At 29.8% G+C, this 14,936-nt stretch carries 14 protein-coding genes; 2 read left to right on the forward strand and 12 right to left on the reverse strand.

The window, feature by feature from the left end; all coding sequences use genetic code 11:
* Positions 1-21 precede the first annotated feature (21 nt).
* Positions 22-1,098, reverse strand: a complete 1,077-nt coding sequence (locus ACEWL1_RS04920; RefSeq protein ID WP_409232166.1) for a family 10 glycosylhydrolase — start codon at positions 1,096-1,098, stop codon at positions 22-24.
* A gap of 4 nt (positions 1,099-1,102) precedes the next feature.
* Positions 1,103-2,224, reverse strand: coding sequence for a carbohydrate-binding family 9-like protein (locus ACEWL1_RS04925; protein WP_409232167.1), 1,122 nt, complete (start codon positions 2,222-2,224; stop codon positions 1,103-1,105).
* 142 nt (positions 2,225-2,366) lie between these two features.
* On the opposite strand from ACEWL1_RS04925, the gene ACEWL1_RS04930 reads away from it, so the two are divergent.
* Complete coding sequence (locus tag ACEWL1_RS04930; protein WP_409232168.1) at positions 2,367-4,109, forward strand: aromatic amino acid hydroxylase; 1,743 nt, start codon at positions 2,367-2,369, stop codon at positions 4,107-4,109.
* 24 nt (positions 4,110-4,133) lie between these two features.
* The gene (locus ACEWL1_RS04935) at positions 4,134-4,442 is read left to right on the forward strand and encodes a rhodanese-like domain-containing protein (protein ID WP_409232169.1); all 309 of its coding nucleotides are present in this window, start codon (positions 4,134-4,136) and stop codon (positions 4,440-4,442) included.
* Here ACEWL1_RS04935 and ACEWL1_RS04940 read toward each other — a convergent pair.
* From ACEWL1_RS04940 to alaS, 10 genes are all read right to left on the reverse strand, one after another.
* Entirely contained in the window at positions 4,439-4,834 is a 396-nt protein-coding gene (locus ACEWL1_RS04940) for a hypothetical protein (protein WP_409232170.1), read from the reverse strand. The genes ACEWL1_RS04935 and ACEWL1_RS04940 overlap by 4 nt on opposite strands.
* Positions 4,835-4,889: 55 nt before the next feature.
* Positions 4,890-5,543, reverse strand: a complete 654-nt coding sequence (locus ACEWL1_RS04945) for a response regulator (RefSeq protein ID WP_409232171.1) — start codon at positions 5,541-5,543, stop codon at positions 4,890-4,892.
* 56 nt (positions 5,544-5,599) lie between these two features.
* The gene (locus ACEWL1_RS04950; RefSeq protein ID WP_409232172.1) at positions 5,600-7,555 is read right to left on the reverse strand and encodes a tetratricopeptide repeat-containing sensor histidine kinase; all 1,956 of its coding nucleotides are present in this window, start codon (positions 7,553-7,555) and stop codon (positions 5,600-5,602) included.
* Entirely contained in the window at positions 7,537-7,830 is a 294-nt protein-coding gene (locus ACEWL1_RS04955) for a hypothetical protein (protein WP_409232173.1), read from the reverse strand. Before ACEWL1_RS04955 ends, ACEWL1_RS04950 begins: the two co-directional genes overlap by 19 nt.
* 16 nt (positions 7,831-7,846) lie before the next feature.
* A complete protein-coding gene (locus ACEWL1_RS04960) occupies positions 7,847-9,169 on the reverse strand; it encodes a hypothetical protein (protein ID WP_409232174.1) in 1,323 nt (440 codons plus the stop codon).
* Between the two features lie 216 nt (positions 9,170-9,385).
* Positions 9,386-9,889, reverse strand: coding sequence for a hypothetical protein (locus ACEWL1_RS04965; protein WP_409232175.1), 504 nt, complete (start codon positions 9,887-9,889; stop codon positions 9,386-9,388).
* A 2-nt stretch (positions 9,890-9,891) separates the two neighbouring features.
* Complete coding sequence (locus ACEWL1_RS04970; RefSeq protein WP_409232176.1) at positions 9,892-10,302, reverse strand: hypothetical protein; 411 nt, start codon at positions 10,300-10,302, stop codon at positions 9,892-9,894.
* Between the two features lie 90 nt (positions 10,303-10,392).
* The gene (locus ACEWL1_RS04975) at positions 10,393-11,118 is read right to left on the reverse strand and encodes a DUF6498-containing protein (protein WP_409232177.1); all 726 of its coding nucleotides are present in this window, start codon (positions 11,116-11,118) and stop codon (positions 10,393-10,395) included.
* Positions 11,119-11,187: 69 nt separating this feature from the next.
* On the reverse strand, positions 11,188-12,138 hold the full coding sequence (locus ACEWL1_RS04980; protein ID WP_409232178.1) for a GSCFA domain-containing protein: 951 nt from the start codon (positions 12,136-12,138) through the stop codon (positions 11,188-11,190).
* A 90-nt stretch (positions 12,139-12,228) separates the two neighbouring features.
* The gene (gene alaS, locus ACEWL1_RS04985) at positions 12,229-14,865 is read right to left on the reverse strand and encodes an alanine--tRNA ligase (protein ID WP_409232179.1); all 2,637 of its coding nucleotides are present in this window, start codon (positions 14,863-14,865) and stop codon (positions 12,229-12,231) included.
* Positions 14,866-14,936 lie beyond the last annotated feature (71 nt).

A 14,936-nucleotide genomic window follows, 5' to 3' on the forward strand; every position in this document is an offset into this window, starting at 1 on the left:
ACAAAACAATTAGACGTTGATTTATTTTTTTGAGTTCATTTTTTTGAGCTTTACAAATACTGCTTGTTGTTCTTTCGTCAATTCATCAGCAGTGAAAATAGAAATTCCTTTTGCGCCATTTTCTTTGGCAATCTTTATTGCTTTTTCTAAGTCTTTTGAATTTCTTAAAGCCGGAGCATACAATCCCGAAATAATTGGAAAACCTACATCAGAAACGCCTTGTTTGGTTGCAAAACCAATCCAATTGATGTTTTCTCTGTAAAAATTTTGATACAACATTGGGTATGCAGCGTCTAATTTCCAATCGTTCCAAGCTTGTCGAACCATTTGTCGAGACATTTCTGGAAAAGGAAAAACCGCTGCAGTAACTTTTTTATCTTTTGAATGTGCAATATTAATAATTTCATTGACCAAACTTGTAACGGCATTTAATCTGTATTGACGCCATTCTGTAGATAATTCTGGATGTTTAAAATCCATAGGATCTTTATCAAAAATTTTTTTAAATCCAGCTCTTGCAATTGGATGATAATCGTAATCGTATTCTGGCATTTCTGTTTCTTGTACCAAATTGTATTTCGGTTGTAAATCTGCTCCTAAAATTACGTCTGGATACCGAACATAATCTAAATGAACAGAAGCCAAACCTTTAACAGCCATCATTTTTTTAGCATTGTTAATGATGTATTTTCTTGCGTCTGGATGAAACGGACTTAACCATTGGTAATAATTTACGTAGGCTTTATATTCTAAAGAATTTTGTCCATTTCTGTTTACTGCGTACCATTCTGGATGTTTTTGAGCAACTGTATCTCCAGGCCTGTTTAAAGTCCACATCCAACCATGAACTTTGATATTTTTTTTGTTTGCTAGCGGAATTATTTTTGCTACTATTTCAGGCGATCCTCCAATTAAAATTTCGCTAATTCCTAATGAATCATAAAAGTTGAGTTTTTTAATCCAGGTTTCTTTTTTAAATTCTTTTCCAGCATGTACCCAAGAACTAAAAATAAATTTGGTTGATTTTTCTTGTTTTTTTTCTTTTTGATGACAAGAAATGACAAGAGTTAATATTGCTAATAAAACGATTTTTTTCAATGGATTATTTTTTAGTGTTATTGATTTTTTTACGATGAATTAATCCGTTTTCACTGATTGAATATAGGATGTTTTTTTGTGTGTTTTGCGTTTGCAAAGTAAAACCTGTATGCGTTTTTAAAAAGGAGGCATTGATAGTTTCTTTATTTATTTTTATAGGTTCAAACTGAACTTGAAATCCAGTTTTTTCTTTTTTTAAATAATTTAATTTTTTAAAAGCGATATTTCTATATAAGGCATACGTTACTTGTTCTGTTAACACATCTGTTTGATGTTTAAATTCTATTTGTTCTGTAGGATTATTATCAGAAAAATGAATATATCCCCAGTTTTCTGGCAAATGCATATTAATGGCACCTTGATTAGACCAAACCCAATTGTATTCTGGTAAGAATTTATTGTTTACTTTTTTTCTGGAGTACTTTCCATTTGTAATATCATGATTCCATTGAACTCTAGAAAAGTTAATTCGCCATTGCTCACCATTTTTTGGTTTTGTTTTTGGGCGATTTTTTAACTCCGCAAAAGCACTTAACGGAATAGCCATTTCTACAGACCAAAAGGCATCAATGTCATCAGCATTGTTTACTGTTCCTTTGATAAAAACAGCCGTTTTTAATGTGTTTAAATTCCAGTTGTTTTTAGGTTTTCCACCCACATTATACGGTTTGTTTAAAACCAAATCCCAAACAGTGTTTAATGCATTGATTTCAATTTCTCCATAATTGTGTGTATCGTTAGACGGACTGATAAAGACCTCAAAATCGTTGTTGTAAAAAATGACTTGATCTCTTTTTGTGATGTCTCCCCAAATATGTTTTTCATGCAACTTTGCATAGACATATAAAAAGTTTTTATCCCAAAGCATTTTTACATTTGTTTGCTGATTTGGAATTTTAACGCCTTCAATATCGATAAAATTTGATGTAAATTTTGCATGTTTCCAATCTTGCTCGTCTGCTTTTCCATCAATAATTAGTGCATTAGTTGTTTTGTAAACAACATACGTTTTTGGATTTATAATATCAGCATCCAAATTAATTGCAATTGGTTTTTGTGTATTACAATTAGAAATTAAAAATGCTAAAAAGAGGACGCAGGTAAATTTAGAAAAATGGTTTTTCAAGTTGAATTTTATTTTGATGACAGCTAAGATAATAAATAGGTGCTTTTAAATAATAATATTATGCAAATCAATCACAAAATATGTAACTTTACATCTGTAAAAAGTATAAAAAGAGTTCTTATTTTTCAATTAAATAGTCACAATGGAAAATCATTTAGAATTGAATGAAGTCACCAAAAAACTACCAAAGCATTTACACAAGTTTATTGTAAAACAGCCGTACGAAGAATACACAGCACAAAATCAAGCAGTTTGGCGTTATGTAATGCGATTAAATATAGATTATTTAAAGCGTGTTGCGCATAAATCGTATGCAAAAGGTTTGAAAAAAACAGGAATTTCTGTTGATTCAATTCCGCATATGGAAGGAATGAACAGGATTTTAAAAGAAATTGGTTGGGCCGCTGTTTCTGTAGACGGATTTATTCCACCAAATGCTTTTATGGAATTTCAAGCGTATAATGTATTGGTCATTGCTTCTGATATGAGAACTATAAATCATATAGAGTATACGCCAGCTCCAGATATCATTCACGAAGCCGCGGGTCATGCGCCCATTATTGCAAACCCAGAGTATGCAGAATATTTAAGACGATTTGGAGAAATCGGAAGCAAAGCAATTTCATCATCAAAAGATTATGAAATGTATGAGGCAATTCGATTGTTATCAATCTTAAAAGAAGATCCAAGTAGTACAGAAGAAGAAATTGAAGATGCTCAAAAAAAGGTAGAAGAATTACAGAATTCGATGGGCGAATTGTCTGAAATGGCACAAATAAGAAATTTACATTGGTGGACGGTAGAATATGGTTTGATTGGCACAATAGATGAACCAAAAATTTATGGAGCTGGGTTACTTTCTTCTATCGGAGAAAGCGCTTGGTGTTTAACAGATCAAGTAAAAAAGATACCGTATTCTTTAGAAGCTGCTAATATTAATTTTGATATTACAAAACCCCAACCACAATTATTTGTGACACCAAATTTTGCTGAATTAAGTTTGGTGTTAGAGCAGTTTGCCAATACAATGGCAATAAGAAAAGGTGGGTTAAATGGAGTGAAAAAATTAATAGATTCTAAAAATTTAGGAACCATTGAATTAAGCACTGGTTTACAAATTTCAGGAAATTTTTCTAATGTCATAGAGTTTGAAAACAAACCAATTTATATTCAGACTACCGGTAAAACCGCTTTGTCAAATAGAGATAAAGAATTAATTGGCCATGGAGTTGAATATCATGCAGAAGGATTTGGAAGTCCGATTGGGAAACTAAAAGGAATTAATATTCCAATTGAAAACATGAGCCCGAGAGATTTAGAAGCATACGGAATTTATGAGGGAAAACAAACAACTTTAGAATTTGAAGGCGGAATAAAAGTAGTAGGAAAAGTAATTACTGGTACAAGAGATTTGCGAGGAAAAATCCAATTAATTTCTTTTAAAGATTGTACGGTAACACATCAAGATACTGTGTTGTTTGATCCTTCTTGGGGTGTTTATGACATGGCAGTTGGTAAAGAGATAGTTTCTGCTTATGCTGGTCCAGCTTCTGTACTTTCTTTTACAGATGTTAATAAGGTTTCTGAAACTAAAACTCATAAAATTAACTACTCAGATGCTGATAAAGAATTGTATGCTTTGTATCAAAAAGTCAGAGATTTTAGAAAGAAAAATAATGTTTCAGAAAAGAATATAGAAGAAATTTTTAATGTACTTATTAGAAATTTTTCTTCAGATTGGTTGTTGTTATTAGAACTTTATGAACTTTCTGTAAAGTTTAATTTTTCTATTCAAAAAAGTGTATTAAAGAAGCTCGAAGAATTAAAATGTAACAAAAGCTACACAACACTTATAGAAAAAGGTATAGTTTTGTGCAAAAATTAAAATTAACGATTAAAATAAATTTACATGGGATTTTTTGACATGTTTAAAAGAAAAGATATGGGATTAGAAATTAAAGAATATTTAGATAAAGGCGCAGTTGTACTTGATGTAAGAACAAAAACAGAATGGGATCAAGGACATTCTAACGGCGCTAAACATATTGTTTTAAATTTAATTCCGTTACAAATAGATGAAATTAAATCTTGGAATAAACCTGTAATTGCGGTTTGTTTAAGCGGAGGAAGAAGTGGGCAAGCTGTTCAGTTTTTAAAAAACAATGGAATAGATGCAATTAATGGCGGGCCTTGGCAAAATGTTGACCAACATCTTTAGTAACCGTAATTATTAAATCCATTTTCTCTACGTCTTTTTAAACGTCTCATAATTTTTATAGTTGTTTCAACTTTTCTTAAAACAGAAAGAATTCCTCCTAATAAGGCTCCAGTAAAGGCACCCATTGTTAGTGGATCAAAATTATGTCCTGTAATTAAATACTTAAGAAAGAATACCATCATTCCAATCAGTATAGAAACTAAAAATATTTGAAGTTTAGATTTTGATAAGTGGGCGTAAATTCCGCAAAAGAATCCTGTAACAATTGAAGTTGCAGTAATTTTAGTCCAAAATATTTCAATTAACTCCGTGTCGGAAGGCAAAAAGAAACTTGTAGTAAAAAGACCAATTATGCAGCCAATAATAATTCCAATTAATATTTTTTGAATCATTTTTTTATCGGGGAAATTAATACTTGATAAATTTAGTGAAAATTATTTTAATAACTTAAATTAATTTATGTTGTTGTGCTTTAATTACGGCTTCCATTTTATTATGAACATGTAATTTTTTGTAAATGTTCTCTATATGTTTACGTACGGTTGCTGGAGAAATGATTAAATTCCCTGCAATATCATTGTATTTTAAGCCTTTACTTAAGTGCTCTAAAATTTCTGTTTCTCTTTTACTTAAGGAAATTTCTTCTGAATTTAATTCATTGTTTTCTACAGAACCTGGGTTTCTAAGTAAATTAAGTGTTTTTAAAGCGATACTTGGAGACATGGGCGCTCCGCCTTCTAAAACTTCTATAATACTTTTGTGAAGCTTTTCTGCTTCAATTTCTTTTAGTAAGTAGCCATTTGCTCCAGCTTTTATTGCGTTGAAAATATAATCATCATCATCTAAAACAGTTAGCATAATTATTTTGATATGAGGATATTTATTTTTTACAATCTCTGTAGCCTTGATTCCGTCCATTACTGGCATTTGAATATCCATTAAGATTACATCCAAATGATGATTTTCCTCTAAAGTTCCAATCAATTCAGCACCATTCTTTGCTGTAAATTTATGATTGATATCGTTAAAGAAAGAAAGTTTTTCTTCGATAGCTTTTCCCAAAAAATAGTTATCTTCAGTAATGGCTAATTTAATACTCATAATAGTTGATTTTCATCAAATATAACTCTTATTGTTTGGAAAATAGATTAGTAATATTACGTATTTAAGCTAAAAAGAATGCTTGTTCCTATATTTAATTTAGTGTTTATTATTATTTCGCCATTAACTTCACGCATTCTTTTCTCCATATTACTTAAGCCATTTCCTAAAATTATAGAATTCTTATCAAAGCCTTTTCCGTTGTCTTTTATAACGATTTTTAGTTGATTTTTTTCTTCAAAAAGGTCAATTTTTATTTCTGATGCTTCTGCATATTTAATTGCGTTATTAATTGCTTCTTGTACAACTCTAAATAGATTTATACCAACCAAAGAAGTAAATTTTTTATTCGTATTTATGGAATTGTTTAAAAGAAATTCGGTGTTTTCTGTTGCTGTTTTTGCTTTTTCAATAAACGATAAAATCCGTGCATGTAAATCTTCAATAGTAATTTCTGATTTATTCATTGCCCAGATGGTGTCGCGGAGCTGAAAAATGGTATCTGAAGTAAACGAGCTAATTGAAGAAAGTTTATTTTTTAGTTTTTCGTTTGCATCCTTGGTAACAAATTTTAGATTATCAATTGAAGAAATAATAAATGTAAGCTGAGAGCCAATATTATCGTGTAAATCTCTAGAAATCCGCAAGCGTTGTTCTTGCAGTTGGTTTTGTGTTTTAATGATTGCAAGCGCATCTTTTAAATCGATTTCTTTTTCTAGTTGCTCTCTTTTTAGTTTATTTCTTTTATAAAAACCGTAATAAAGTACGCCTAATATTAATAAAATTGCTGTAATCAAAATGGCGTATAAGTTTCTGTTTTTTACTTTAAGTTTACTCTCTAATAATTGTTCTTTTTGGATTGCAATTTCTTTTTCCTTTTTTTCGGTTTCGTATTTGGTTTCTATTTCTGTAATTTGTTTGGTAACATTTTCGTTTCTAATTACGTCATTTAAATCGTCGTATTTTTTTTGATAAAATACGGTGCTGTCGGGTTGCTTTAGAAAACTTTTTAATTGTAGTAAGCCTCTATAACTACTAAGTTCTAGTTCTTTTGCTCCAATTTTTTTTGCTAATGTAGCGCCTTCGAAATAATAGTTTTCAGCTTTTTTAAACTGACCAATTTCAAAATAGATTGTACCTAGGTTTCCAATTACACTTGCAAGTCCAAAATCATCACTTAGTTTTTTTCTAATATCATATGCTTTTTGATAATAAACCAATGCTTGTTTGATGTTGTTTTCTTCTTTATAAATATTACCATAATTGTTATAAACGATAGACAACTGACGAATCAAATTATTTTTTTCTGCGATAGGTATTGCAAGATTGTAATATTTTTTAGAATTTTTAAAGTCTAAAAGTTGTTGATAAACATTACCAATATTTATATAAGATTCTGATAATTCATTTGGTGTTTTAGTAATTTCTCTACCTTTTAAAACATTAAAATGCATTTCTAACGCTTTGTCGTATTGCTTCAAGTTTAAATAAATATTAGCAATGTTGTTTTGATTTATAGCAACAAACCTTGGCATTTCTAAAGATTCATAAACCCTTAAAGAGGCATTGTTATAGAGCAATGCAGAGTCTAGTGTTGAGGTTTGCTGAAATGTAATTCCTATTTTAGAATATAAACCAGCAATGCCAACAGAATCATTTAATTTTTTTCTAATTTTTAAAGATTTGTTGTAGTAAGTAATAGCAGAATCAAAACGAGAAGTTCTGTAAAAAATAATCCCGAGATCATTGTACGATTGTCCAATTCCTTTTTGATTATTTGTTTTTAAAGCTAATTGTAAGCCTTTTTTTGTGTAAAAATAGGAAGAATCAATATTTACATTCCCATAATACCAGCCTAAATCTCCGAGTAATTTAATTTTTAGAGAATCGGTAACTTGTTTACCTTTTAGCTGTTTTTTTATGGTTTCGATCTGTTTTTGTTGACCATAAAAAGTTGTAGAAATACAACATAAAACAACAAAACATAAAGCGGTTAATCTCTTGTGATACATTCTATTAATTCTTTAAAAGAGAAATCTAAAGTTACTATTTTTGTTTTTATTATACTTAATTTTAGTTGGGTGTTTTTATTTAGTTCATTTACTTTTACTTCTTCTGAATCAAATTTTTTTAAAATACTTTTTTCTTCTTCAATCTGATTGCGTAATAATTGTATTTGAATTACTGCTGATTTCTTCGTTTTAAGTATTTCTATATATTGAAATATTCCAAAAGAAAAAACAAAAAAGGTCAAACAAATAAGTAGTATAAAATTGTCTTGAATCATGGGAGATGTTTTTTGTTTATTCTAAATAAAACCCAGTGGTTTTACCATTAAAAGTCATGTTTAACATACCTGCTAAATACAGATCTCTAGAAGCTATAAATTTCTTCTTATAATTGATAGAAAAAGCAATAGTGGTTGTTTTGGTGGTAGATTTTAATGACCAAAAATTATATTCTTCTAAGCTAGAATACGCAATAACTTTATAGGTGTCTGTATATGTTTTGCCACCAAAAGCATAAGAAATTTTTACAGTACTATTTTTAGACATTCTATCATTATCTGTAACAGTAATCGTAACTTCTCCTCCAAGTGTGTTTATTTTTTTATCTAAATTCACATAGTTAAAAACAAAATTTTTATTTTTAAATACTGGCATTTTTGGGTCTGATGTTGTTACGGTATTGGTATTTGTTGTTTTAGAGTATTTAACAATTGGAACAACATTTACATTGGCAAAATTCCCGTTTTTATGAATATAATTTTTGTCAAAATCTATACTTCCAGCTTTATCTCCATTGGTGAAAATTACTTCTCTGAAATAAAAATTATTAGTTGTATTGCTGTATTTATAATGTTTTTTTATCCAATTTTTTTTGTTGTCATATTCATAAGAATTGATGCTGTTAGAAGCTGGTTTGTTTTTATAGATGGTACTTATTAAATTGTCATTTTTATCATATTTATAAGAAATATCGCTATTGCTATACTTAGATTTTGTTACATAACGATTGCTGATGTCTTTTTTGTAATACGTTGTATAAGTGCCAATAACATTGCCTGTTTTTGTATCGTAACTTTTTCGAGTTTTTGTTTTTTTGTTACCGTTATATGTGTAGTTTTCTCTAGCACTTAACTTCCCTTTAGAATCAAAACTTTCAACCCTAGTTAATCGCTCTTTTCTATCATAATAGTAATTGGAAATATATGTGTTTCCGTTTTCATAAATCGTTTCTTTTTTAGTTAAACTCCCGTAATTATTGTAGGTAAATTTATTATAACTTGAATAACTACTTTTTTTTGCACTAATATCTTGTGTACTTGTCATTCTCCCTTTTGTGTCGTAATTATATAAGGTTTCTGTTGTTGTGGAAGCACCAGAATAAGTACTATTATATTGAGAGAATCTTTGTGTTAAATTGCCATCCTCATTATAAGTGTTAATGGTAGTAGAAACTTTTACAAAACCACCACTTCTTTCGTGATATGTATAATAATGTTCAATTGTTTTTGCTACTTTTTTGTGCAATTTTTGAGACTCTAGATTAAAAAGTTCAGACTGAGCATAATTGTTATTTGAGATAGCTAATACCCCAATGAATAAGAAGATTATTTTTTTCATGACCCTTGTTTTTAAGGTTTTTTTGATTTTATAAACTGTTTTAAAGGAGATGGCTAGATTTTACGAGTTGTTACTAGCCACCTTTAACCCTAAAAACAATCGTTGTTCTTTTTTAAAGTTTTTGCTGTTTTTTAAATTATGATTCAAAGTTGCTAATATTCAGGGCAAAAAAAAATACGTCATCTGACGTATTTTTAGAATTAAAAACGAAAGAAATTATAACCATAAAATTAATTTTTCGGCTTCATCTATTTTGTCTTCAGGAATTAAGATTCTAAACTCATCATTTGTTGGCCCTTTTCGAGTAAGCCATTGTACATCAAATTCTAACAACTTTAAATTATTTTTTGCTTCAATAATTTTCATGCTTTTAACTCGCTTTTTTTTGTTTTGTAATTCAACAATATGATTGTTGATGTATAATTTTTCAAAAGTTATTTTTACTTCTGGATTTTTAACTCCTTCTTTTAAATGCCTGTAACTAAATGTCAACCGTAAAAAGGGAATTAAAATTGCAAACGGTACTGCAAATAATAACCCAATTACAAAAGTAGTTCCTCTCAAAACCATTAAACCTAACGATGCTATTATTAGAATTCCAATACCAAAATAAATACTATCCTCTTTTTTGTTTCCTTTTTCAATTGTAACAAACTCGTCCCACTGTTTGGTTGTGTATTTCCAATGAGCTAGTATTTTGATATGTTCGTCAGTATTCACGGCTAATCTACTTTATTGTCTTTAAATGCAATTACTTTTAGTGTTTTAAAAGTATTGTTACACACATGAAAATCTACAGGCTGCTTGTTAAAAACTGAATCGGATATTGTTTTTGCAAATATTTTGAAAACAGCTTCGTACATTTTACTTTCTGCTGCTTCTTTTGTAGTTACCATTCTAAAAACAAAAGTATTTGTTTTTTCATCTTTTGTAAGCTGAACCGATTTTTCTCCGCCATCAGCAAATTTTGAACTCAATAGATAATCTCCTAATTTTTCAGCGTCAGCTTTTTTCACTTTACTTGTGTAATATACTTCTGTACCTTTATAATCTAGTTTTTTTCCGTAACCAGAACAAGCTAAAAACAATAAAGTTAAACTAAGAAATACAAGGGTTTTAAAATGTTTTTTCATCATAATTGAGTTTAAATTGCATTAGTATTGTAATTAGAGACTCAAAAGTCTATAAAAAGGGAAGTTAAATCAATACGTATAATGTCGTATTTATTCTGTAAAGTTAATCAGTTGTTTTTTTACTTCGCTTTTTGTTGCCTTTTCGTTGGCCAATTTTTCAGATAAAAAATCTAAGGTTTTTGAATTTTCTCGAATGGCCTCTAAAGTTAAATCAATCACTAAACGGAATGTAATTAGCAAGATTGCAGCAATAATTCCGACTTGATTAAAAACGATAAAGAAGAATGCTATAATCACTACAAATTGCTGAATAAATATCCGAACATAGGGTTTTATCATAATGTCTTCTGGAGTAAATTTTAAATATTTTTTACCCATAATAAAATCGACTATAAATTTTCCGAAATGCATAAAAACAATTGCAGGAAGTGCATATTTTATCCCTTCTAAGTTTAAAATGATTTGATAATTTTCAAGAAGATTAAAAGGCTCTTTAATAATTTCGGTATCCCCAAAACTAAATAAAGCAAATCCAAAAACTGATTGTATCGCAACAAAGAAACCATAATGAACCAAAAAGAAAAGAACAAGTCCGTAGCCAGTAATTCCAGAGCTAGAACTCTTTTTTGTATTGAAATGAATTGTCCAAATTAATTTTAAAACATTAAAAACACCAATAATAATAGTTTCTAAAAAGTAGGAGAAAAGGATTGCCATTGCATCAGCCTTTCCAATAAAAAGTAATATAAGAAGGTACATTGCGCTTATCCAAACAAAAATATTTTGAACTGTTGGATAGAAGATGTGTTTTAACATTGCATTGTTTTTTTAGTAATGTAAAATACTTAAAAGTTAACAAAACAGACAATACGCCATTTTACGTATTTAAAATGTCATCCAAGAAAATTGTTGTTGTAATTGGTGTTTTTTGGTTTCCAAATTTTTTAAAAACTGTTGATGTTTTTCAGAGTTCGAATTAAAAGGCCTGTGGTTTAATCCGTTTTGAATTGTAGAAACTTCTTTCATGGTTTCTTTGGAATCTTCTGAAATCCATGAATCGGAAAACTTTTCCCAGATATAATTAATTGCAGTTTTATTAGGATGTATCATATCTTCTTCATAAAAACGATAATCACGTAGTTCGTCCATCATAATTTCATAACTCGGAAAATAATGTGTGTAATTTCTTGGTTCTACAACTTGATGTATTGCCGAAATTACATGCGATTTACTTTGCTGATTTTGTGTGAATCCGTCTTTTAAATGACGAACTGGAGAAACCGTAAAAAGTACATTTACTTTCTGATTTACTGATTTTAAAAGGGCAATGATTGCTTCTAAACTTTCTGTAATTTCATCAACCGAAAGCAATTCTTTTAAGAATTTTTTCTGCGGAATTTTATGACAATTTGCAACAACTGTATCGGTTTCTATAAACCTGTAAATCCACGAAGTTCCTAAGGTAATTATAATGTGAGAAGCATTTTTTAACTGCTGATTTGTTGCTGTTATTTGCCGATTTAAATGACTAAGTAATTCATTTTTATCAGGAGAACTTAAACTAGAATGTGCATCAAAAGAATGCCAGCGTTCGTTTAAATAGAAAACATCGTTTTCTGTGTATTCTTTTTCGTTGATGGCATTTGAAATTAAGTTTTCAATGGCTTTTGAGTGGAATAATATTCCGAATGGATTTTGATTCGATTGAAATTTATAATACGCTAATTTGTTGCCAATGTTTTCTGAAAAACACGAACCTAGTAACAAGATTTTTGAATCGTAAGTTATCGGATTGTACCTTTCTTTGGCAATCGGAATTTGAGTTTGTAAAATCATAAATTTCTATTTCAAAAGATAAATATAAAAAGAAAGGTTCAAAGTAAAACAATACTCTGAACCTTATAAGTTTTTACACTTTGCAATTTTCTACAAAATATACTCTTTTGCTTTTTCGATTGCTTCTTTAATTCCTCCAGGATTTTTTCCTCCAGCAGTAGCAAAGAATGGCTGACCGCCACCGCCACCTTGAATGTATTTTCCTAATTCTCGAACAATTGTGCCAGCGTTTAAACTTTTACTTTCCACAATTTCTTTAGAAACATAACACGTTAAAATTGCTTTTTCGTTGTTTTTAGAACCAAAAACTAAAAACAAGTTTTGGTGTTTTTTTCCTAAATCAAACGCTAAGTTTTTAATTCCGTTTGCATCTAAATCAACTTCTGTTGCTAAAAATTGTACCTCATTTATTTCTTCTAACTGGCTTTCTAAATCACCAATTAAATTTTTCGCTTTGTCTTTTAATAGTTGTTCAATTTGTTTTTGCAAAAAGCTGTTTTCATCTTGTAATTTTTGAACAGCTTTTACAGGTTCTTTAACGTTATTTAATAACTCCTTTATTTGTGATAAAGTTTGACTGTTTTCTGAGTAAAAATCTTTAACAGCATCATTTGTAATCGCTTCAATTCTTCTAATTCCTGCTGCAACTGCGCCTTCAGATTTAATTTTAAAATGCCAAATATCCGACGTATTTTTTACGTGCGTTCCACCACATAACTCTATAGATTGACCAAATTTTATTGCTCTAACTTCATCACCGTATTTTTCTCCAAACAACGCCATTGCACCTTCGTCAATTGCTTGTTGCATTGGTATATTTCTTTTTTCTTCTAAGGGTAATTTTCCTGCAATTCTTCTGTTTACAAAATTTTCAACATCTTGTATTTGTTCTGGAGTCATTTTAGAAAAATGAGAAAAATCGAAACGTAAATATTTTGAGTGAACCGCAGAGCCTTTTTGTTCTACATGTGTTCCTAAAACCTCTCTTAATGCTTGGTGTAATAAATGTGTTGCGGTATGATTACATTCTGTTCTATAACGTTGTTTTTTATCTACAACAGCTTTTAAAGTTTCGTTTAAATGCTTTGGTAAGTTTTTAGAAAAATGAATAATTACATTGCTTTCTTTTTTTGTGTCTAAAATATAAAGAACATCTCCGTAAGAATCTTCTAAATAACCTTTATCGCCAACTTGTCCACCGCCTTCTGGATAAAATGGAGTTTTATCAAAAACCAATTGATACATTTCTCCGTCTTTTTTAGAAACTACTTTCCTGTATCTTGTTAATTTCACAGATGCTTCTAATGAATCATAACCAACAAATTCTTCTTCAGCGTTTTCTAAAACGATTGTCCAATCATCTGTGCTCATTTCACTAGCAGCACGCGAACGATTTTTTTGTTTTTGTAATTCTTCGTTAAAGCCTTTCTCATCTAAAGTATATCCCTTTTCAGATAAAATTAAGGCAGTTAAATCTACAGGGAAACCAAAAGTATCGTATAATTCAAAAACTTTTTCACCAGAAATTTTTGTTGATGTTGATGTTGAAATAATTCCGTCTAACAACACCAAACCTTGATCTAAAGTTCTTAAAAAGGATGCTTCTTCTTCTTTAATTACATTTTCGATTAATTGTTTCTGTGATTTTAATTCAGGAAAAGCAGTTCCCATTCTTTTTGATAAAACATCAACCAATCTGTAAATAAAAGGTTCTTTTTTGTCTAAAAAAGTAAAACCATATCGTATTGCTCTTCTTAAAATTCTTCTAATCACATAACCGGCTCCCGTATTGCTTGGTAATTGTCCGTCTGCAATAGAAAAAGCAACAGCTCTTACATGATCTATAATAACACGAATTGCAATATCTGTTTTTTCATCTTTTCCGTAATCAGCACTTGTAATGGTTTCTACTTCTCTAATTAATGGTGTAAAAACATCGGTGTCGTAATTAGATTTTACATCTTGTAAAACCATACACAAACGCTCAAACCCCATTCCGGTATCAATATGTTTTGAAGGTAAATCTTCTAAAGTTCCGTTTGCTTTGCGGTTGTATTGCATAAAAACCAAGTTCCAGATTTCTACAACCTGCGGATGATCCATGTTGATTAACGTTTTTCCGTCTACTTTGGCTTTTTCTTCTGGAGTTCTAATATCTACGTGAATTTCTGAGCACGGACCACACGGACCTTGTTCTCCCATTTCCCAGAAATTATCTTTTTTATTCCCCATCAAAATACGATCCTCTGGAATAATTTCTTTCCAGTAATCGTATGCTTCTTGATCTAAATTTAAATTGTCTGCATCTTCACTTCCTTCAAAAACAGTTACATATAAAATGTTTTTATCAATCTTATAAACTTCGGTTAACAATTCCCAAGCCCAAGCAATTGCTTCCTTTTTAAAATACCCGCCTGCCGGACGGGCAGGATCTCCAAAAGACCAGTTTCCTAACATTTCAAACATCGTATGATGATAGGTGTCGTAACCAACTTCTTCTAAATCGTTGTGTTTTCCAGAAACACGCAAACATTTTTGAGAATCTGAAATACGATTGTTTTTCGGAGTAGCATTTCCTAAAAAATATTCTTTAAAAGGTGCCATGCCAGAATTGGTAAACATCAATGTTGGGTCGTCTTTTAAAACCATTGGTGCAGAAGGCACAATGCTGTGTTTTTTTTCTTTAAAAAAATTTAAAAAAGTAGCTCTAACGTCTTGCGATTTCATCTATAATAATTTCAATCAATAATAAATATGTAACATTTTGTAAAGTTTATCTACTTATAGATACTAAAGCA

This window comes from Polaribacter gochangensis (assembly GCF_046224025.1).
GTDB lineage: Bacteria > Bacteroidota > Bacteroidia > Flavobacteriales > Flavobacteriaceae > Polaribacter > Polaribacter gochangensis.

Excerpts from the sequence above, each read along its gene's own strand:
- ACEWL1_RS04930 (WP_409232168.1), top strand. The coding sequence starts at position 2,367 with ATGGAAAATCATTTAGAATTGAATGAAGTCACCAAAAAACTACCAAAG.
- ACEWL1_RS04960 (WP_409232174.1), bottom strand. The coding sequence starts at position 9,169 with ATGAAAAAAATAATCTTCTTATTCATTGGGGTATTAGCTATCTCAAAT.
- ACEWL1_RS04970 (WP_409232176.1), bottom strand. The coding sequence starts at position 10,302 with ATGAAAAAACATTTTAAAACCCTTGTATTTCTTAGTTTAACTTTATTG.
- ACEWL1_RS04940 (WP_409232170.1), bottom strand. The coding sequence starts at position 4,834 with ATGATTCAAAAAATATTAATTGGAATTATTATTGGCTGCATAATTGGT.
- ACEWL1_RS04945 (WP_409232171.1), bottom strand. The coding sequence starts at position 5,543 with ATGAGTATTAAATTAGCCATTACTGAAGATAACTATTTTTTGGGAAAA.
- alaS (WP_409232179.1), bottom strand. The coding sequence starts at position 14,865 with ATGAAATCGCAAGACGTTAGAGCTACTTTTTTAAATTTTTTTAAAGAA.
- ACEWL1_RS04975 (WP_409232177.1), bottom strand. The coding sequence starts at position 11,118 with ATGTTAAAACACATCTTCTATCCAACAGTTCAAAATATTTTTGTTTGG.
- ACEWL1_RS04950 (WP_409232172.1), bottom strand. The coding sequence starts at position 7,555 with ATGTATCACAAGAGATTAACCGCTTTATGTTTTGTTGTTTTATGTTGT.
- ACEWL1_RS04935 (WP_409232169.1), top strand. The coding sequence starts at position 4,134 with ATGGGATTTTTTGACATGTTTAAAAGAAAAGATATGGGATTAGAAATT.
- ACEWL1_RS04980 (WP_409232178.1), bottom strand. The coding sequence starts at position 12,138 with ATGATTTTACAAACTCAAATTCCGATTGCCAAAGAAAGGTACAATCCG.
- ACEWL1_RS04955 (WP_409232173.1), bottom strand. The coding sequence starts at position 7,830 with ATGATTCAAGACAATTTTATACTACTTATTTGTTTGACCTTTTTTGTT.